The sequence below is a fragment of the Streptomyces sp. SolWspMP-5a-2 genome, assembly GCF_900091845.1.
Classification (GTDB): Bacteria; Actinomycetota; Actinomycetes; order Streptomycetales; family Streptomycetaceae; genus Streptomyces; species Streptomyces doudnae.
This window is the reverse complement of sequence record NZ_FMCI01000219.1, coordinates 1-18,101: the sequence shown is the minus strand read 5'-3', so window position 1 is coordinate 18,101 and position 18,101 is coordinate 1. Positions and strand designations below refer to the sequence as shown.

Below are 18,101 nucleotides of genomic sequence, written 5' to 3'. Positions count from 1 at the left end.
TCTTTCGGGGTTTTCGCTTCCGCGCTTTCCCTTTCCGGCGGTTCCGACTCTATCAGATCCTTTCGGGCCTGATTCCCAGTCAGCGGGCTTCGCCTTCCGGGCTGTTGGGCCCTTCCGACGAGGTGAGACCTTAGCGGATTCCCGGCTCCCGAAGCCAATCGGGGGCCGCGTCCTTTCGAACGTGGATTCCTCATTTCGCACGCACATATGCCGACAACGCGACGCCGACCTGAACGACCGGTCGTCGTGGAGTGGTGTGTACTGCGGAATGGCTGTCCGGGGACCGACCGGGGTCGGCGCTCACGTCGGACAACTCGGAGAACACTACGTACGGGGTCCAGGCGTGTCAACTCGCTGTGGGGACGGGCTCCGGGGCGTACCCTCGGCCCCATGACCACGCGTACGTGCACCCAGCTCTGGTGGGCCGCCTGACGGCGGCCGCGCTCACGTACGTGTCAACGGCCGCCGCCTCGGCGGCCGTTCTCGTTTCTCCCTCCGGAGCACCGGGGAGCCGGCCGGTCAGGGCGGCGGTCCCGATCAGGAGGTGGAGTGGAGATGACGCGAGTCTTCAGCGGGATCAAGCCGACCGGGCACCTGACGCTCGGGAACTACCTGGGGGCCATGCGGCGCTGGGCCACCGTGGACCAGCACCGGGCCGAGGCGCTGTTCTGCGTGGTGGACCTGCACGCGCTCACCGTCGACCACGATCCGGCGCGGGTGCGCAGGGTCAGCAGGCAGGCGGCGACGCTGCTGCTGGCGACCGGGATCGATCCCGGGCTGTGCACCGTCTTCGTGCAGAGCCACGTGGACGAGCACGCGCGGCTGTCGTACCTGCTGGAGTGCGTGGCCACCGACGGTGAGATGCGGCGGATGGTCCAGTACCGGGAGAAGGCGGCGCGGGAGCGGGACCGGGGCGGGAGCGTGCGGCTTTCGCTGCTGACGTACCCCGTGCTGATGGCGGCGGACATCCTCGCCCACCGGACCGACGAGGTGCCGGTCGGCGACGACCAGAGGCAGCACGTGGAGCTGGCCCGGGACATCGCGGCCCGGTTCAACCAGCGCTACGGCCACACCTTCGTGGTGCCCAGGGCCACGCACCCGGAGGTGGCGGCGCGGGTCATGAACCTCCAGGAGCCGTCGTCGAAGATGGGGAAGTCGGACGACTCGGGGCCCGGGATCGTCTATCTGCTGGACGAGCCGGACGTGGTGCGCAGGAAGATCGGGCGGGCGGTGACCGACAGCGGCCAGGACGTCCGGCACGACCGGGAGGAGCGGCCCGGGGTCACCAACCTGCTGGAGATCCTGGCCGCCTGCACCGGCGGTGACCCCGAGGCGCTGGCCGGGACGTACTCCTCGTACGGGGCGCTGAAGAAGGACACCGCGGACGCGGTGGTCGAGGTGCTGCGGCCGGTGCGGGACAGACACCGCGAGCTGTGCGCGGACCCCTCGTACGTGGAGGGGGTGCTGCGGGACGGCGCGGCGAGGGCGCGGGCCGTGGCCCGGCCGACGGTGGACGCCGCCTACCGGGCGATCGGGCTGCTGCCCCCGGTGCCGGAACCGGCGTTGAACGCGGCGCGGTAGGCGCGGGGGCTGGTGGCGAGGCGCGCTGCGAAGTGCTGGCGCATCGTGACCTCGCTGCCGAACCCGGCGCGGCGGGCCACCTCGGGCATCGGCAGGTCGGTGCGTTCCAGGAGTCGCTGCGCGGCGGCGACCCGCTGGTCGAGGAGCCAGTTCAGCGGGGTGGTGCCGGTCGCGGCGGTGAAGTGGCGGGCGAAGCCGCGGGGTGACATGCCCGCGCGGGCGGCCAGTTCCGCGACGGTCAGGGGTTCGTGGAGGTGGCGCAGGGCGTGTTCGCGGACGGCGGCGAGGGCGTCGGCGTCGCGGTCGGCCCGGGGGTGGGGTGTTCGATGAACTGGGCCTGGTTCCCGGTGCGGAAGGGCGCGGTGACCATCGAGCGGGCGATGGTGGCCGCCGCCTCGGCGCCGTGGGCGCGGCGGACCAGGTGGAGGCAGAGGTCGATGCCCGCGGCGGTCCCGGCCGACGTCCAGACGGAGTCGTCCTCGACGTAGAGGGCGTCGGGGACGACGGTGACGCGCGGGTGTTCGGCGCGCAGCAGGTCGATCAGGTTCCAGTGGGTGGTGGCGCGGCAGCCGTCGAGGAGGCCGGCCTGCGCGAGGGTGAAGGCGCCGCCGCACAGGGCGGCCAGCGGGGTGCCGCGGGCGTGGGCGCGGCGCAGGGCGGTGAGGACGGGGGCGGGCGCGGGGGTGAGGTGGTCGTCGAGGCCGGGGACGACGACCAGGTCGGCGCCCTCCAGCCAGCCGAGGGCGCGGTCGGGCTGGAGCGTGAGGCCGCCGCGGAGCGGGACGGGCGTGCGGTCGGCGGCGGCGCGGCGCAGGTCGAAGGCGGGGGCGTCGCGGTCGGTGCGGTCGGTGCCCCAGATCTCGGTGATGACGGAGACGTCGAAGGCGCGGATGCCGGGGAAGGCGACGAGGGCGACCTTGTAGGGGGTGTGCGCGGCCTGGGCTGCGGGCTCCATGGGTGGCAGTAAACCATCGATCGCTGTCTTTCCGTCCGCTGGGGCGGTGGCCGGTCCGGCGGCAGGATCGGGGGCATGGAGAGTGCGGAGAACGCGGCCCTGGTGGTCGTCGACGTGCAGCGCGGGTTCGACGAGAGCGGCTTCTGGGGGGTGCGCAACAACCCGGGGGCCGACGGGAACATCGCTGCGCTGATCGACGTCTGGCAGTCGGCGGGGCGGCCGGTGGTGTTCGTGCGGCACGACTCGGTGCGGGCGGACTCGCCGCTGCGGGCGGGGTCGGCGGGCAACGGGTTCAAGGCGTACGTGCAGGAGCGGCGCGGGAAGGGGGCGGGGCCGGAGCTGCTGGTGACGAAGACCGTCAACTCGGCGTTCCTCGGCACACCCGATCTGGGGGCGTGGCTGACGGCGTCCGGGATCGGGCAGATCGTGCTGGCCGGGATCCAGACCAACATGTGCGTGGAGACGACCGCCCGGATGGGCGGCAATCTCGGGTTCGACGTGATCGTGGCGTACGACGCGACGTACACGTTCGATCTGGTGGGGCCGTTCGGGTGGCGGCTCGGCGCGGACGAGCTGGGGCGGGCGGCGGCGGTGTCGCTGCACGGGGGCGGGTTCGCGCGGGTGGTGACGACCGCGGAGGTGCTGGCGGGCGTCCGGGGGTGAGGTCAGTCCTTGGTGCCCGAGGCGAGTTCGCGGCTGCGGTCGCGGGCCGCTTCGAGGGCGGCGATGAGGGCGGCCCTGACGCCGTGGTTCTCCAGTTCGCGGATGGCGTTGATGGTGGTGCCGGCCGGTGAGGTGACGTTCTCGCGGAGCCTGACGGGGTGTTCGCCGCTGTCGCGGAGCATCGTCGCGGCGCCGATCGCGGACTGGACGATGAGGTCGTGGGCCTTGTCGCGGGGCAGGCCGAGCAGGATGCCGGCGTCCGTCATGGCCTCGACCAGGTAGAAGAAGTAGGCGGGGCCCGAGCCGGAGAGGGCGGTGCAGGCGTCCTGCTGGGACTCGGGGACGCGGAGCGTCTTGCCGACGGCGCCGAAGATCGCCTCGGCGTGGGCGAGGTGCTCGGCGGTGGCGTGGCTGCCGCCGGAGATGACGGACATCGCCTCGTCGACCAGGGCCGGGGTGTTCGTCATGACCCGGACGACCGGGGTGCCGGTGGCGAGGCGGTCCTCGAAGAAGGACGTGGGGATGCCGGCCGCGCCGCTGATGATCAGGTGGTGGGCGGCGAGGTGCGGGGCCAGCTCGTCGAGCAGGTGGCCCATGTCCTGCGGCTTCACCGTGAGGATCAGGGTGCCCGCGGCCTCGGCGGCCTCGGCGTTGGTGACCGGGGTGACGCCGTGGCGGGCGCGCAGTTCGTCGGCGCGCTCCGGGCGGCGGGCGGTGACCAGCAGGTCCTCGGGCTTCCAGCCGCCGCGGATCATGCCGCTGAGCAGGGCCTCGCCGATCTTGCCGGTGCCGAGGACTGCGACTTTCTGGGTCATGGCTTGGTGCCCTCCGGAGGGTGCGTCGTCCGGGATCATCCTCCCATCGGGGGCGGCGGGCGCGGGCCGGGTGTCCGGTGGGCGGACGCGGCTCAGGGTGTGTGGCGGCGCAGGGTGGCCGCGCCCACGACGAGGACCAGCAGCGCGCACCCGGCGACGACGAGGACGTCCCGGACGAAGGTGCCGGTGAGGCCGGTGTGGGTGAGGACCTCGTTCATGCCGTCGACGGCGTAGGACATGGGCAGGACGTCGGAGACGGCCTCCAGGGCGGGCTGCATCGTGTCGCGCGGGGCGAACAGGCCGCAGAGCAGGAGCTGCGGGAAGATCACGGCGGGCATGAACTGGACGGCCTGGAACTCGGACGCGGCGAAGGCGGAGACGAACAGGCCGAGCGCGGTGCCAAGCAGGGCGTCGAGGAGCGCGACCAGGAGCAGCAGCCAGGGGCTGCCCGTCACGTCGAGGCCGAGGAACCAGACGGCGAGGCCGGTGGCGAGCGCGGACTGCACGACGGCGAGGCCGCCGAAGGCGAGGGCGTACCCGGCGATGAGGTCGGCCTTGCCGAGGGGCAGGGCGAGGAGCCGTTCGAGGGTGCCCGAGGTGCGTTCGCGCAGGGTGGCGATGGACGTCACCAGGAACATCGTGATGAGCGGGAAGATCCCGAGGAGCGAGGCGCCGATGGAGTCGAAGGTGCGCGGGGTGCCGTCGAAGACGTACCGGAGCAGGAACAGCATCACGCAGGGGACGAGGATCAGCAGCGCGATGGTGCGCGGGTCGTGGCGGAGCTGACACAGGACGCGGGCCGCGGTGGCGGTGGTGCGGGCGGGGCTGAGGAGACGGCCGGGGGCTGACGGGTCGGAGGGGGCGGCCGGGCCGGGGGCGGCTGGGGGCTCGGGGGTGGCGGGCGGGGTCGTCATCGAGTCGTCCCTCTCTGGGCGCGGTCGGCCGCGGCGGCTTCGTCGACGAGGTGCAGGAAGGCGGCTTCGACGGTGTCGGCGCCGGTCCGCTCGCGCAGGGCAGCGGGGGTCTCGCCCTGGGCCCGCGGCCCGCCCCCGGCGAGGATCGCGCCGTCGCGCAGCAGCAGGAGGCGGTGGCAGCGTTCGGCCTCGTCCATGACATGCGAGGAGACCAGGAGGGTCGCGCCGCGGTCGGCGAGGGCGTGGAAGAGGGCCCACAGGTCGCGGCGGAGGACCGGGTCGAGGCCGACGGTGGGTTCGTCGAGGACGAGGAGTTCGGGGCTGCCGAGCAGGGCGACGGCGAGGGAGACGCGGCTGCGCTGGCCGCCGGAGAGGTGTCCGGCGAGGGCGTCGGCGCGGTCGGTGAGGTCGACGTCGGCGAGGACGCGGGCGACGTCCTCGCGGCGGCGGGGCGCGGCGCTCCTGCCGGGGTCGAGGATCGCGGCGAAGTAGTCGAGGTTCTGGCGGACGGTCAGGTCGTCGTAGACGGAGGGTGCCTGGGTGACGTAGCCGACGCGGGCGCGCAGCGCGGGGTGGCCCGCGGGGCGGCCGAGGACCTCCAGGGTGCCGGTGACCTTGGCCTGGGAGCCGACGACGGCCCGCAGCAGGGTCGACTTGCCGCAGCCCGAGGGGCCGAGCAGCCCGGTGATCCGCCCGCGCGGGACGGCGAAGGAGAGGCCGCGCAGCACAGCGCGGGAGCCGCGCAGCACGGTGAGATCGTCGGCGCGGACGGCGTCCGGCGGGCTGATATTCATCACGCGATGAACAATCCTCCTCCGGGGAGCCCGCGTCAAGGAAGGGGTGGGGGGAGGGAGGTCCCGGGGCGCCGGCGACCGGAGATGCGTAGTCCGTGACCGGAGATGCCGGGTCCATGGCCGGAGACGCCGGGTCCGTGGCCGGAAGACGCCGGGTCCGTGACCGGAGACGCCGGGTCCCTGGCCGGAGGTGCCGGGGAGGAGCGGAACGGGGGACGGTCGTGGGCGCCGGGCGGGGCGTGCGGGGTGGCGCAGGCGCGTGACGGTGCGATCGGAGCCGGGGCGTCCGGTACCCGCGCTTCCGGGTTCACCTGTTCGACACACGATCGGGTTACGCCCCCGACCCCCGCTCCCGACAATGGTTGTCGGTGCGGGGTCATATGCCGCGCACCTTCGCCGCGCCCTCCCCCGGCCCGGCGCCCGCGCATCTCCCGTCGACCACGGAGGTGCTGTCATGCGCTCTGGCGCGCACAAGGCCGATCTGCTCGCTTCGCTCGTCGTCTTCCTCGTCGCGCTGCCGCTCTGCGTGGGCGTGGCGATGGCCTCCGGCGTCCCCGCCGAACTGGGGCTGCTCACCGGGATCGTCGGCGGTCTGGTGGCCGGGGCGCTGCCCGGCAGCAGCCTCCAGGTGAGCGGCCCCGCGGCGGGTCTGACGGTGCTCGTCCACGAGGCCGTGGGCGCGTACGGCGTCGGGGCGCTCGGCGTGCTGGTGTTCCTGGCCGGACTGCTCCAGCTCGGGCTCGGGGCGCTGCGGCTCGGGCGGTGGTTCCGCGCCGTGTCGGTCGCCGTCGTGCAGGGGATGCTGGCCGGGATCGGGCTGATCCTGGTCGTCGGACAGGTGTACGCGCTCGGGGACGCGACGGCGCCCGGCACCGGGCTCGGCAAGATCACCGGGCTGGTGTCGCTGCCGGGCCGGGCGGACCCGGTGGCGCTGGCGGTGGGCGGTGTCACCCTGGCCGTCCTGGTGCTGTGGCCGCGCTGGCGCGGGGGCGCGCGAGCGGTGCCCGCGCCGCTGGTCGCGGTGGCCGCGGCGGCGGCGCTGACCGGGGTGTTCGACCTGGACGTGCGGCGGGTCGAGGTGCGCGGGCTGCTGGAGGCGGTGCGGGTGCTGGACATCGGGCAGTTCGGGCGGCTGACGGAGCCCGGGGTGATCGGCACCGTCGTGGCGTTCGCGCTGATCGCGTCGGCGGAGTCGCTGTTCAGCGCGGCGGCGGTGGACCGGCTGCACCGGGGGCCGCGCACCGACTACGACCGTGAGCTGATGTCGCAGGGCGTGGGGAACACCGTGTGCGGGCTCCTCGGGGCGCTGCCGATGACCGCGGTGATCGTGCGCAGCTCGGCCAACGTGCGGGCGGGCGCCAGGACGAAGGCGTCGCGGGTGCTGCACGGGGCGTGGCTGCTGCTGTTCACGGTGGTGGTGCCCGGGGTGCTGGAACTGATCCCGGTGGCGGCGCTGGCGGGGCTGCTGGTGCACGCGGGCTGCAAGCTGGTGCCGGTGCGGGAGGTGCGGGCGACATGGCGCGGGCACCGCGGCGAGGTGGTGGTGCTGGCGGTGACGGCCGGGGCGATCGTCTTCGGGAACCTCTTCGAGGGGGTGCTGGTCGGGCTGGCGCTCGCGGTGGCCAAGACCGCCTGGGAGACCAGCCAGGTCCAGGTGGAGACGGCGGAGGGGCCGGACGGCGCCCTGGTGGTGCGGGTGCTCGGGCATGTGACGTTCCTGCGGCTGCCGAAGCTCCTCGACGCGCTGGAGGCGCTGCCGGGCGACCGGGCGGTGCGGCTCGAACTGGGCGGGGCGCGGCACCTGGACCTGGCGTGCGCGGCGGCCCTCGAGGGGTGGGCCGCCGCGCGGGGTCAGGGGGCGACGGCCACCAGCAGTTCGACGACGTAGCGCTCCTCGACGGAGCCGCCGGGGAACTCGGCGAGCAGCCGGTCGCGTTCCGCGGCGAGGAAGGCCGCGCTGTCCCGGGCGCCGCGCACCAGGAACATCGAGTGGCTGCCGAGGTTGGCGAGATGGGTGTCGACGGGGACGTGGCGGCTCCAGGGCACCGAGCGGGCGGCGAAGTCGAGGGGTACGGGGAGGGCGTCGAGCGCGGCGCGGGGGGCCGCGCCGCCCCGGCCGCCGACATCGTCGACGCCGAGGTGCTGTGCGATCCGCTCGCGCTGGCGCTCGGTCCACGGCACGCCGGGGGCGGTGGTGTTCCACCAGAGGGCGAGCGCGCCGCCCGGCCGCAGCACCCGCAGCGCCTCGGGCACCGCGCGGGCGGGGTCGGTCCAGTGCCAGGACTGGGCGTAGGTGACGGCGTCGGCGCTGGCGTCGGCGAAGGGCAGCGCGTTGCCGTCGCCGCGCACGACCGGGACCCCGGGCAGGCCCCGGTGGAACTCGGCGGCCATCCCCTCCCCGGGCTCCACCCCGACCACCCGGGCGCCGCGCACCCGCAGGACGGCGCTGGAGATGCCGGTGCCCGCGCCGACGTCGAGGACCCGGGCGCCGGCCAGCGGGCGTCCCGCGAGGTCCTCGACGGCGTCCAGGAGGGCGGGCGGGTAGGAGGGCCGGTTCGCCGCGTACTGGGCCGCGACGGCGTTGAAGGAGTGGGCGCGGGCGGTGTGCGAGGAGGCCGTCATCCGCCCATGGTGGACCAGCGGGCGGCGGGCGCGGTCCCGCGGGTGGCGGGGCTCAGCCGCGGCGGCGCCTGGCCGGGTTGCCGGTGCGGCGGGTGGTGCGGGCCTCGTGGCGGGCGCGGGCCGTCTCGTACTCGGCGCGGTGCAGCTTCTCGCCGGGTGCCTCGGTGAGGCAGCGCAGGAAGTAGGCGAGCAGGGAGCCGACGAAGCCGATCGCGAGCAGGCCCCGCAGCGAGGACTCGCGGTCGGGGTCGGGCCGCCGGCCGAAGCCGTCCCAGGTGTGGCGGAAGGCCAGCGCGCTGCAGACGGCGAACATCCCGACGACGAGGACGCCGACGAAGGTGCCCGTGCCGGCGATCTGGAGGCCGTCGAAGGCGAAGCGCAGCACGAGGCAGGAGGCCGCCGCGGCGGCCAGCGAGCCGACGGCGGCGGCGGTCCTGCGCAGCGCGTAGCCGCCGTCGTGCCGTACCCAGGTCGTGCCGAAGAAGCGCAGGGGTTCGGGGCTCGGGCCGGTGGCCGGGTGGGAGCCCGCGGGGGCGGCCGGGGTGCCGGTCTCGTCCCGCGCGGGACGGGTCTCGTCGCTCACGGGACGATTATGGCGGGCCGTCGCCGCGGGCTCCCGGGCGGCTCAGCCGCAGCGCGCGGCGACGTAGCCGTCGCTGCCGGTCAGGACGTAGGCGTCCGACACGTACTCGCCGCTGCCGATGTTGTCCCAGATGCTGGAGGTGCCGTAGGGGCCGGACACCGAGGTGCCCGGCGTCTGGCAGTAGATCGGCACCCGCGAGCCCGGCGCGAGGGTGCGGACGACGCCGTACCCGGTGCCGGGGCCGCTGCGGACGTTGAGCGCCACCCCCGGCGCGATCGCGTACGTGCGGACCGAGGCGGCCGCGGCCTGTGTCTCCGCGGAATGGTCGACAGACATGTGAGAACTCCCCCGTTTCCTCCCCATGACGTCCATGGGGCCCCGTTGATTCCCCTATTTCAAGCCATGAAACGCCTGAAAACAACGGTGTGTGCCATGTATCAGGACACCCGCACGCCGCCTCTGTCCGGTACGGGTCATCGACTAGGCTCCGTGCGTCGCGCGCGCGGACGAACAGCACGGGGGTGGTTCCATGGCGCCGCAGGGCAGCACCGGGGCGGATGCGGAAGCGGAACTTCCCGAGTACGCCGGTCACTACCGCCTGGAGTCCCGGCTCGGGTCCGGTGGCATGGGCGTCGTGCACCTGGCCCGCAGCACCTCGGGGCTGAAGCTCGCGGTGAAGGTCGTGCACGCCGATTTCGCCAGAGACCCCGAGTTCAGGGGCCGTTTCCGGCAGGAGGTGGCCGCCGCCCGCCGGGTCAGCGGCGCGTTCACCGCGCCGGTCGTGGACGCCGACCCGGAGGCCGACCGGCCCTGGATGGCGACCCTGTTCATCCCCGGTCCGACCCTCGCCGAACACGTGAAGCGGAACGGCTCCATGCCGCCCGCCCAGTTGCGCAGGCTGATGGCGGGGCTGGCCGAGGCGCTGCGGGACATCCACCGGGTCGGCGTGGTCCACCGGGACCTGAAACCGAGCAACGTGCTGCTCGCCGAGGACGGTCCGAAGGTCATCGACTTCGGCATCTCCCGGCCGAAGGACAGCGAACTGCGCACCGAGACGGGCAAGTTGATCGGCACCCCGCCGTTCATGGCGCCCGAGCAGTTCCGGCGCCCGCGCGAGGTCGGTCCCGCCGCCGACATCTTCGCGCTCGGCTCGGTGCTGGTCCACGCGGCGACCGGCCGGGGCCCGTTCGACTCGGACAGCCCCTACGTGGTCGCCTACCAGGTCGTGCACGACGAGCCCGATCTGACCGACGTGCCCGCGCAGTTGGCGCCGCTGGTGCTGCGCTGCCTCGCCAAGGAGCCCGAGGACCGGCCCACGCCGGACGAGTTGATGCGCGAGCTGCGGTCGGTGGCCGCGTCCTACGACACCCAGGCGTTCATACCGTCCCAGCGGACGACGCAGGAGGAGGCGGCCGAGCCGGACGCGGCGAAGGCCCCGCGGCAGGAGACCGGGGCGGAGCCGGGAGACGGGCAACCGCCCCGGGCGCGGACGGTGTTCGGGTGGGGCAGGCGCGGCCGGGCGGTGCTGGCGGCGGGCGCCGCGGCCGTCGCGGTGGTCGCCGGGATCGTGACGGTCCAGGCCGTCGGCGGCGAGAGCGCGGACGGCGCCGCCGCGGCCGCCTCCCCGGAGGCGAGCACACCGGCCGCGACCGCCTGGCGGGTGCGGACGCCCGGCACGGGCACGCCCCAGTGCTCGTACGGCGGGAGGCAGGTGGTGTGCGGCAGGCGGGGCGTGGTGTTCGCGCTCGACCCCGCCGACGGCCGACTGCTGTGGAAGCACCAGGTCACCGCGGGCGAGCGCAGCACCCCGCCGGTCCTGTCCGGCGGGCTCGTGCAGGCGCTGACCGGGAGCGGACCGCGTCTGGAGGCGCTCGACCCGCAGAGCGGCGCCGTCCGCTGGACGCGGGAGCGCCCGGCCGACAGCGGGCTGCGGGCCGCCGCCGGGATGCTGCTGATCACCGCGGCCGACGGGCGGGTCACGGGCCTCGACGGCGCCACCGGCGAACCGCGCTGGCAGCACCGGATCGAGGGGCAGAGCAGGCCCTTCTTCACGTCGTTCGCCGGTGACCGGCTGGCCTACGCGGCGACCGCCGACGGCACCCGCACCCGGGTCACCGCGGTGGACCCGGTCACCGGCGAGGTGAGCTGGGGCGCCCGGCTCACCGGGAACCTCGCGCCGGTCGGGGTGACCGACGGCGCCGTCACCTTCCTGGAGAGCGACCTGTCGTCCGCCACCACGGCCGTCGTCCGGTACGACCCCGCGACGCGCCGGACGCGGCGGACGGCGCTGCCGGTCCCGCTGTTCGGCGCCGAGGCGGCCGTCCGCGGGTCGGTGGCGTACCTGATGGCGGCGGGCGGCACCCTCGAAGCCGTCGACACGGCGGCCGGCCGGACGCTGTGGCGGCTGGAGACGTCGCTGAGCCGGGGTTCGACGCCCGTGGTCGACGGACGGCACGTGTACCTCGGCGCACCCGACGGGCGGCTGCTCGCGGTCGACGCGCGCGAGGGCGCCTTCGCCGGGCAGACCCGGCCGCACCCGGCGCCCCGCTCGGACACGGTGGTGGCGGCGCTGCCGACGCCCGCGGTGGCCGCGGACACGGTCTACGGCAGCGCGCCCGACGGCACCGTCTTCGCGGTGGACGCCCGGCGGCCCGGGAGCTGGTGAGCGCGGCAGGCACGGCGCAGGGCCGCTCCCGCGAGGGGAACGGCCCTGTGCCGACGGGGGTGCGGGCGGCTCAGCCGAGCTTGCTGACGTCCCGGACGGCGCCCTTGTCGGCGCTGGTGGCCATCGCCGCGTAGGCGCGCAGCGCGGCGGACACCGTGCGCTGCCGGTCGCGCGGCGCGTACCGGCCGCCCAGCGCCTGTTCGCGGCGGGCGAGTTCGGCGTCGTCGACGAGGAGGTCGATGGTGCGGGCGGGGATGTCGATGCGGATGCGGTCGCCGTCCTCGACGAGCGCGATGGTGCCGCCGGAGGCCGCCTCGGGCGAGGCGTGGCCGATGGAGAGGCCGGAGGTGCCGCCGGAGAAGCGGCCGTCGGTGACGAGCGCGCAGGTCTTGCCGAGGCCGCGGCCCTTGAGGAAGGACGTCGGGTAGAGCATCTCCTGCATGCCGGGGCCGCCCTTGGGGCCCTCGTAGCGGATGACGACGACGTCGCCGTCGGTCACCTGTTTGTTCAGGATCTTCTCGACGGCCTCCTCCTGCGACTCGCAGACGACCGCCGGGCCCTCGAAGGTCCAGATGGACTCGTCGACCCCGGCCGTCTTGACGACGCAGCCGTCGACGGCGAGGTTGCCCTTGAGGACCGCGAGGCCGCCGTCCTTGGAGTAGGCGTGCTCGGCGCTGCGGATGCAGCCCTCCGCCGCGTCCTCGTCCAGCGCCTCCCAGCGCTCGGACTGGGAGAACGCCTCGGCGGAGCGGACGCAGCCGGGGGCCGCGTGCCACAGCTCCAGGGCGTCGGCGGACGGCGAACCGCCGCGCACGTCCCAGGTCTTGAGCCAGTCGGCGAGGGACGGGCTGTGCACGGAGTGCACGTCCTCGTCGAGCAGCCCGGCCCGGTGCAGCTCGCCGAGGAGGGCGGGGATGCCGCCGGCCCGGTGCACGTCCTCCATGTAGTACGTGCGGTTCTTCGCGACGTTCGGGGCGACCTTCGCCAGGCACGGCACCCGGCGCGAGACCTCGTTGATCTCGTCGAGGCCGAACGGCACGCCCGCCTCCTGGGCGGCGGCGAGCAGGTGCAGGATCGTGTTGGTGGAGCCGCCCATGGCGATGTCGAGGGCCATCGCGTTGCCGAAGGCGGCGACGGTGGCGATGTTGCGCGGCAGGACCGACTCGTCGTCCTGCTCGTAGTAGCGGCGGGTGATGTCCATGACCGTGCGGGCCGCGTCGACGTAGAGCCCCTTGCGGGCGGTGTGGGTGGCCAGCACCGAGCCGTTGCCCGGCAGGGAGAGGCCGATCGCCTCGGTGAGGCAGTTCATCGAGTTGGCGGTGAACATGCCGGAGCAGGAGCCGCAGGTCGGACAGGCGTTCTCCTCGATGCGGAGGATGTCCTCGTCCGAGATCTTGTCGTTGACGGCGTCCGAGATCGCGTCGACCAGGTCGAGGGTGCGGACCGTGCCGTCGACGAGGGTGGCGCGGCCGGACTCCATCGGGCCGCCGGAGACGAAGACCGTCGGGATGTTCAGCCGCAGCGCGGCGTTCAGCATGCCCGGGGTGATCTTGTCGCAGTTGGAGATGCAGATCAGGGCGTCGGCGCAGTGCGCCTCGACCATGTACTCCACGCTGTCCGCGATCAGGTCGCGGGAGGGCAGGCTGTAGAGCATGCCGCCGTGGCCCATCGCGATGCCGTCGTCGACGGCGATGGTGTTGAACTCGCGCGGGATGCCGCCCGCCTCGACGATCGCCTCGCTGACGATCCGGCCGACCGGCTGGAGGTGGGTGTGGCCGGGGACGAACTCCGTGAAGGAGTTGGCGACCGCGATGATCGGCTTGCGGCCGATGTCCGCACCCGGTACACCGGAGGCGCGCATCAGGGCGCGGGCGCCCGCCATGTTGCGGCCGTGGGTGACTGTGCGGGACCTCAGCTCGGGCATCGTCGCTCGCTCCTTCAGGGACTGCGATAGAGACTGCGGTCAGAGAGGCTCGGCGCGGGGTCCGCGGAGAGACTTCTGAATGCTCACGAGCGTACGCCCGTCATTCAGGGGTCGGGACAGGGTGTCCGGATCGCGGGACGCGCGTCTCTCCCAGCGGTCGCCGCCCGCGCCCCGCCCGCCCCGCTCGGAGCGCGGCCGGGGACCGGTCAGGGGCCGGTCAGGTGTCCCTGGACGACCGGGGCGACCCGGGCGATGATCCGCTCGACGTCCGCCGAGGCCAGCGGCTCCACCTGGATCACGTACCGGAGCATCGCGCACCCCACGAGCTGGGCGGCGGCCAGTTCGGCGCGGAGTTCGGCGTCCGGCCGGCCGAGCCTGCCCGCGACCCGGCCGAGCACCTGCGAGACGACGAGCCGCCGGAAGACGGAGGCCGCGGCCTCGTTGTTGACGGCGGAGCGGACGATCGCCAGCAGCGGGGTGCGGGTGGCGGGGTTCTCCCAGACGCCGAACATGAACCGGGTCAGGCGCTCGCCGACGTCCTCCAGAGGCCCCTCGGCGAGGGTGTGCGGGGCGTGCAGCACCGGCGCGACGGAGTCCTCGACGGCCGCCTCGAAGATCTGGTCCTTGGTGCCGAAGTAGTGGTGGACGAGGGCCGAGTCGACCCCGGCGGCCTTCGCGATGCCCCGCACGGACGTCTTCTCGTACCCCCGCGCGGAGAACTCCTCGCGGGCCACGGCGAGGATCCGGTCGCGGGTGTCCGCGGACTCCGTGCGGGTGCGGCGGCCGCGGCGCCTGGCGGCGGCCTCGGTCACCGGCGCGGGACCTTGACGGCGGACGCCAGGTGCAGACGGGTGAAGGCGAGGGCCTCCGCGAGGTCGGCCTCGCGTTCGGCCCCTGACATCGCGCGCCGGGTGTTGACCTCGATCACCACGTGCCCGTCGAACCCGCCGAGCGCGAGCCGCTCCAGCAGCTCGGCGCAGGGCTGGCTGCCGCGTCCCGGCACCAGGTGCTCGTCCTTGTTGGAGCCGTTGCCGTCGGCGAGGTGGACGTGGCCGAGCCGGTCGCCCATGCGGTCGATCATCTGCATCGCGTCGGTGCGGGCGGTCGCGGTGTGGCTGAGATCGATCGTGAAGTGCCGGTAGTCGTCCTTGGTGACGTCCCAGTCGGGGGCGTACGCGAGCATCTCGCGGTCGCGGTAGCGCCAGGGGTACATGTTCTCGACCGCGAACCGCACGTCCGTCTCGTCCGCCATCCGCCAGACGCCGGTGACGAAGTCCTTCGCGTACTGGCGCTGCCAGCGGAACGGCGGGTGGACGACGACGGTGCTCGCGCCGAGCCGCTCGGCCGCCGCGCGGGCCCGCTGGAGCTTGGTCCAGGGGTCGGTGGACCAGACCCGCTGGGTGATGAGCAGGCAGGGGGCGTGCACGGCGAGGATCGGGACCCGGTGGTAGTCGCTGAGTCTGCGCAGCGCCTCGACGTCCTGGCTGACCGGGTCGGTCCACACCATGACCTCGACACCGTCGTACCCGAGGCGCGCGGCGATCTCGAAGGCCGTCGCCGTCGACTCCGGGTACACGGAAGCTGTCGACAGGGCGACCTTCGCGTCCGGGATCCGTACGACTGGCTCTGCCATGAGGGACAGGTTACGGGGTGCGCGGGAGGCTCCCGGGCGGCTCCGTCCGGTTGTGGCCTTCCCCACGGGCGGGTCCGGGCCGGGCCGGGCGGCGGGGGACGCCGCCGCCGCGCGGGCCGGGTGTCAGGGGGTCGTCGAGCCCATGTGGTCGAGGCGGCGCAGGATCACGCCCTCCCGCAGCGCCCACGGGCAGACCTCCAGCGTCTCCACGCCGAAGAGGTCCATCGTGGCCTCGGCGACCAGCGCGCCGGCCAGCAACTGGCTCGCCCGGCCCTCCGAGACGCCGGGGAGTTCGGCGCGCTGGGCCGTCGTCATCCCGGCCAGGCGCGGCACCCACGCCTCCAGGGACTCCCGCTTCAGCTCGCGCTGGGCGTAGATCCCGTCGGAGGAGCGGGCGGCGCCCGCGATGCGGGCCAGTTGCTTGAACGTCTTGGAGGTGGCCACCACGTGGTCGGGGGCGCCGAACCGGGTGAACTCGCCGATGGTGCGGGCGATCTGGGCGCGCACATGGCGGCGCAGGGCCCTTATCGCGTCGGTCCCCGGCGGGTCGCCCGGCAGCCAGCCCGCGGTGAGGCGGCCCGCGCCCAGCGGCAGCGAGACGGCCGCGTCGGGCTGCTCGTCGAGGCCGAAACCGATCTCCAGGGAGCCGCCGCCGATGTCCAGGACGAGCAGCTTCCCGGCCGACCAGCCGTACCAGCGGCGGGCGGCGAGGAAGGTGAGCCGGGCCTCCTCGGTGCCGGTCAGGACGTGGAGTTCGACGCCGGTCTCGGCGCGGACCCGGGCGAGGACCTCGTCGGCGTTGCCCGCCTCGCGGATCGCGGAGGTCGCGAACGGCAGCAGGTCCTCGACGCCCTTGTCCTCGGCGGCCTGGAGGGCGTCCTGGACGGTGGCGATCAGCCGGTCGACGCCCTCGGCGCCGATCGCGCCGTCCCCGTCGAGGAGTTGGGCGAGGCGCAGCTCCGCCTTGTGCGAGTGGGCGGGCAGCGGGCGCGCGCCGGGGTGCGCGTCCACCACCAGCAGGTGCACCGTGTTCGATCCCACGTCGAGGACACCGAGTCTCATGGACGGAAACGCTACTGCCAGCGGGGCCGTGCTCAGGCCCCGCCGGGGTGCCTGGAGTCCCGCCCGGCGAATTACTCTGGTGGCGTGCCAAAGACGAAAAAGGCGAAGGACCAGAACCCGGCCAAGTCGGACAAGCCCGCCGTGTCCCGCAGGACGGTGGCGGAGGACACGGTGAAGCCCGCGAAGCCGTCCAAGAAGGCGAAGAAGGCGGCCGCCGCCGACGAGAAGGGGCTGGACTTCGCCCGCGCGTGGGTGGAGTTCCCCGATCCGGCCGACGACGACCAGGTCTTCCGGTGCGACCTGACCTGGCTGACCTCGCGCTGGAACTGCATCTTCGGCAGCGGCTGCCAGGGCATCCAGGCGGGCCGCGCGGACGACGGCTGCTGCTCGCTCGGCGCGCACTTCTCCGACGAGGAGGACGAGCAGCGGGTCGCCGGGTTCGTGGCGCGGCTCACCCCCGACATCTGGCAGCACCACGCGGAGGGCACCGCCAACGGCTGGATCTCCGAGGACGAGGACGGCGACCGGCAGACCCGGCCCTTCCAGGGGTCGTGCGTCTTCCAGAACCGGCCCGGTTTCGCGGGCGGCGCGGGCTGCTCGCTGCACATCCTGGCCCTGAAGGAGGGCCGGGAGCCGCTGGAGACCAAGCCGGACGTGTGCTGGCAACTGCCCGTGCGGCGCACCTACGACTGGATCGACCGGCCCGACGACACCCGGGTGCTCCAGGTGTCCATCGGCGAGTACGACCGCAGGGGCTGGGGCCCCGGCGGCCACGACCTGCACTGGTGGTGCACGTCGGCGACGTCGGCGCACGGCGCGGGCGACCCGGTGTACGTGTCGTACCGGCCCGAGCTGATCGAGCTGATGGGCGAGGCGGGCTACGACCGGCTGGTCGAGCTGTGCGAGCGGCGGCTCGCGTCGCAGCTCCCGATGGTGGCCCCGCACCCGGCGGACCCGGCGCCCGCGCGCGGCTGACGCCCGGCCCGCCGCCCGTCCGCCCCCGTCAGGAGGCGGACGGGGTGGGGCTGCCGTCGCTCGGCGGGGGCGAGGAGCCCGGGTCGGTGGGCGCGGTGTCGGTCGGTGTGGGGTCGGGCGAGGACGGCGGGGTCACGCTCGGGCTCGGCTGCCCGGGGGCCGAGGTCGACGGGCTCGGGCTCGGCCGGGTGGACGGCCGCGTCGTCGGGGTGGGCCGGGTGGGGCTGGGCGCCGGGCCGGTGCCGTCGATGGAGACGACGGCCCCTGCCGGGGCGATCGCCACCCGCGCCCGCCACGGTCCCGACGGCTCGCGGGTCCGGTCCACGTCCACCCGGACCGTCCGCGACGCGCCGGGTTCGAGGGTGCCGGAGGCGTCGCTGAGCCGCAGCCAGGGTGCCGTGGTCCCGGCCGACCAGCGCACCGGCGCGGAGCCCGACGCGGTGAGGGTGACGAAGGTGGTGGTGCCGTCGCTCGACGCCGTCACGTCGAGCCGTCCCGCGCCCTGGGCGCCGTCGACGCTGACGACCTCGACGGAGACGTCCGGGTCGGTGCCCTTGCGGAAGCGGGAGTCGGGGCTGGTGGCGGCGTTGCCGGTGTTCTCGTAGCCGTCCGCGGCGCCGTCCCGGCTGTCGGGTCCGTGCGCCTCGCTGGCGGTGGCGGTGTGGCCGTCGGCGCCGTCGTCGGGCCCGCCGCGGTAGGCGGCCCACAGGGCGAGCACCGGGGCGGCGATCACGGTGGCGACGACGGTGGTGGTGACGGCGCGCGCCCGGATGCGCTCGCGGCGGGCGGCGCGGTCCTTGGGGTCCATCGGGAAGCCGCGCCGGTCGAAGCGGGGCAGGGCGGCGCCCCGGGCGCGGGCGCGGTGGGCGAGCGCCGCGTGCAGGGCGGTGCGGGGCGCGGTCAGCACCGGCAGCC

General features: G+C 74.5%; 15 protein-coding genes and 2 pseudogenes. 5 read left to right on the top strand and 12 right to left on the bottom strand.

The window, feature by feature from the left end; genetic code table 11:
• Positions 1 to 555: 555 nt before the first annotated feature.
• A complete protein-coding gene (trpS, locus tag GA0115242_RS22250) occupies positions 556 to 1,581 on the top strand; it encodes a tryptophan--tRNA ligase (protein ID WP_093831190.1) in 1,026 nt (341 codons plus the stop codon).
• Here trpS and GA0115242_RS22245 read toward each other — a convergent pair.
• Positions 1,521 to 2,536 (bottom strand): annotated as a pseudogene (locus GA0115242_RS22245) (GlxA family transcriptional regulator). The gene trpS and the pseudogene GA0115242_RS22245 sit on opposite strands and share 61 nt — an antisense overlap.
• 75 nt (positions 2,537 to 2,611) lie before the next feature.
• Between GA0115242_RS22245 and GA0115242_RS22240 the strand changes: the two are divergent.
• Positions 2,612 to 3,199, top strand: a complete 588-nt coding sequence (locus GA0115242_RS22240; protein WP_093831188.1) for a cysteine hydrolase family protein — start codon at positions 2,612 to 2,614, stop codon at positions 3,197 to 3,199.
• A 2-nt stretch (positions 3,200 to 3,201) separates the two neighbouring features.
• Here GA0115242_RS22240 and proC read toward each other — a convergent pair whose 3' ends face one another.
• The 3 genes from proC to GA0115242_RS22225 form a co-directional block, all read right to left on the bottom strand.
• Positions 3,202 to 4,014, bottom strand: coding sequence for a pyrroline-5-carboxylate reductase (gene proC / locus GA0115242_RS22235; RefSeq protein WP_093831186.1), 813 nt, complete (start codon positions 4,012 to 4,014; stop codon positions 3,202 to 3,204).
• A 92-nt stretch (positions 4,015 to 4,106) separates the two neighbouring features.
• Positions 4,107 to 4,928 (bottom strand): ABC transporter permease, encoded by an 822-nt coding sequence (locus GA0115242_RS22230; RefSeq protein WP_093831184.1) that lies wholly within the window; start codon positions 4,926 to 4,928, stop codon positions 4,107 to 4,109.
• The gene (locus tag GA0115242_RS22225) at positions 4,925 to 5,722 is read right to left on the bottom strand and encodes an ABC transporter ATP-binding protein (RefSeq protein WP_093831182.1); all 798 of its coding nucleotides are present in this window, start codon (positions 5,720 to 5,722) and stop codon (positions 4,925 to 4,927) included. Before GA0115242_RS22225 ends, GA0115242_RS22230 begins: the two co-directional genes overlap by 4 nt.
• 454 nt (positions 5,723 to 6,176) lie before the next feature.
• On the opposite strand from GA0115242_RS22225, the gene GA0115242_RS22220 reads away from it, so the two are divergent.
• Complete coding sequence (locus GA0115242_RS22220; protein ID WP_093831180.1) at positions 6,177 to 7,610, top strand: SulP family inorganic anion transporter; 1,434 nt, start codon at positions 6,177 to 6,179, stop codon at positions 7,608 to 7,610.
• Here the strand turns inward: GA0115242_RS22220 and GA0115242_RS22215 are convergent.
• From GA0115242_RS22215 to GA0115242_RS22205, 3 genes are read right to left on the bottom strand one after another with little or no spacing between them, the layout of a single operon-like run.
• Positions 7,574 to 8,344, bottom strand: a complete 771-nt coding sequence (locus tag GA0115242_RS22215) for a class I SAM-dependent methyltransferase (protein WP_093831178.1) — start codon at positions 8,342 to 8,344, stop codon at positions 7,574 to 7,576. The genes GA0115242_RS22220 and GA0115242_RS22215 overlap by 37 nt on opposite strands.
• Positions 8,345 to 8,396: 52 nt before the next feature.
• The gene (locus GA0115242_RS22210; protein ID WP_093831176.1) at positions 8,397 to 8,927 is read right to left on the bottom strand and encodes a hypothetical protein; all 531 of its coding nucleotides are present in this window, start codon (positions 8,925 to 8,927) and stop codon (positions 8,397 to 8,399) included.
• 42 nt (positions 8,928 to 8,969) lie between these two features.
• Positions 8,970 to 9,263 (bottom strand): SH3 domain-containing protein, encoded by a 294-nt coding sequence (locus tag GA0115242_RS22205; RefSeq protein WP_093831174.1) that lies wholly within the window; start codon positions 9,261 to 9,263, stop codon positions 8,970 to 8,972.
• 193 nt (positions 9,264 to 9,456) lie between these two features.
• Here GA0115242_RS22205 and GA0115242_RS22200 point away from each other — a divergent pair, with 193 nt between their 5' ends.
• The gene (locus GA0115242_RS22200) at positions 9,457 to 11,592 is read left to right on the top strand and encodes a serine/threonine-protein kinase (protein ID WP_093831172.1); all 2,136 of its coding nucleotides are present in this window, start codon (positions 9,457 to 9,459) and stop codon (positions 11,590 to 11,592) included.
• A gap of 70 nt (positions 11,593 to 11,662) precedes the next feature.
• Here GA0115242_RS22200 and ilvD read toward each other — a convergent pair whose 3' ends face one another.
• The 4 genes from ilvD to GA0115242_RS22180 all read right to left on the bottom strand — a co-directional run bounded on the left by ilvD (position 11,663) and on the right by GA0115242_RS22180 (position 16,211).
• Positions 11,663 to 13,516: a dihydroxy-acid dehydratase gene (gene ilvD / locus GA0115242_RS22195; protein ID WP_093831170.1), complete on the bottom strand. Its 1,854-nt coding sequence runs from the start codon at positions 13,514 to 13,516 to the stop codon at positions 11,663 to 11,665.
• Between the two features lie 206 nt (positions 13,517 to 13,722).
• Positions 13,723 to 14,328: a TetR/AcrR family transcriptional regulator gene (locus GA0115242_RS22190; protein ID WP_093831168.1), complete on the bottom strand. Its 606-nt coding sequence runs from the start codon at positions 14,326 to 14,328 to the stop codon at positions 13,723 to 13,725.
• Entirely contained in the window at positions 14,325 to 15,149 is an 825-nt protein-coding gene (locus GA0115242_RS22185) for a sugar phosphate isomerase/epimerase family protein (protein WP_093831166.1), read from the bottom strand. Before GA0115242_RS22185 ends, GA0115242_RS22190 begins: the two co-directional genes overlap by 4 nt.
• A gap of 123 nt (positions 15,150 to 15,272) precedes the next feature.
• Positions 15,273 to 16,211, bottom strand: coding sequence for a Ppx/GppA phosphatase family protein (locus GA0115242_RS22180; RefSeq protein ID WP_093831164.1), 939 nt, complete (start codon positions 16,209 to 16,211; stop codon positions 15,273 to 15,275).
• 84 nt (positions 16,212 to 16,295) lie between these two features.
• Here GA0115242_RS22180 and GA0115242_RS22175 point away from each other — a divergent pair, with 84 nt between their 5' ends.
• A complete protein-coding gene (locus GA0115242_RS22175) occupies positions 16,296 to 17,186 on the top strand; it encodes a hypothetical protein (RefSeq protein ID WP_093831162.1) in 891 nt (296 codons plus the stop codon).
• 28 nt (positions 17,187 to 17,214) lie between these two features.
• Here GA0115242_RS22175 and GA0115242_RS40850 read toward each other — a convergent pair.
• Positions 17,215 to 18,101 (bottom strand): annotated as a pseudogene (locus tag GA0115242_RS40850) (hypothetical protein); the annotation flags it as partial.

What these genes read in the sequence shown, in the direction of transcription:
- GA0115242_RS22225 (WP_093831182.1), bottom strand. Translation starts at nt 5,722, where the DNA reads ATGAATATCAGCCCGCCGGACGCCGTCCGCGCCGACGATCTCACCGTG.
- GA0115242_RS22220 (WP_093831180.1), top strand. Translation starts at nt 6,177, where the DNA reads ATGCGCTCTGGCGCGCACAAGGCCGATCTGCTCGCTTCGCTCGTCGTC.
- GA0115242_RS22205 (WP_093831174.1), bottom strand. Translation starts at nt 9,263, where the DNA reads ATGTCTGTCGACCATTCCGCGGAGACACAGGCCGCGGCCGCCTCGGTC.
- GA0115242_RS22215 (WP_093831178.1), bottom strand. Translation starts at nt 8,344, where the DNA reads ATGACGGCCTCCTCGCACACCGCCCGCGCCCACTCCTTCAACGCCGTC.
- GA0115242_RS22200 (WP_093831172.1), top strand. Translation starts at nt 9,457, where the DNA reads ATGGCGCCGCAGGGCAGCACCGGGGCGGATGCGGAAGCGGAACTTCCC.
- ilvD (WP_093831170.1), bottom strand. Translation starts at nt 13,516, where the DNA reads ATGCCCGAGCTGAGGTCCCGCACAGTCACCCACGGCCGCAACATGGCG.
- GA0115242_RS22230 (WP_093831184.1), bottom strand. Translation starts at nt 4,928, where the DNA reads ATGACGACCCCGCCCGCCACCCCCGAGCCCCCAGCCGCCCCCGGCCCG.
- proC (WP_093831186.1), bottom strand. Translation starts at nt 4,014, where the DNA reads ATGACCCAGAAAGTCGCAGTCCTCGGCACCGGCAAGATCGGCGAGGCC.
- trpS (WP_093831190.1), top strand. Translation starts at nt 556, where the DNA reads ATGACGCGAGTCTTCAGCGGGATCAAGCCGACCGGGCACCTGACGCTC.
- GA0115242_RS22240 (WP_093831188.1), top strand. Translation starts at nt 2,612, where the DNA reads ATGGAGAGTGCGGAGAACGCGGCCCTGGTGGTCGTCGACGTGCAGCGC.
- GA0115242_RS22180 (WP_093831164.1), bottom strand. Translation starts at nt 16,211, where the DNA reads ATGAGACTCGGTGTCCTCGACGTGGGATCGAACACGGTGCACCTGCTG.
- GA0115242_RS22185 (WP_093831166.1), bottom strand. Translation starts at nt 15,149, where the DNA reads ATGGCAGAGCCAGTCGTACGGATCCCGGACGCGAAGGTCGCCCTGTCG.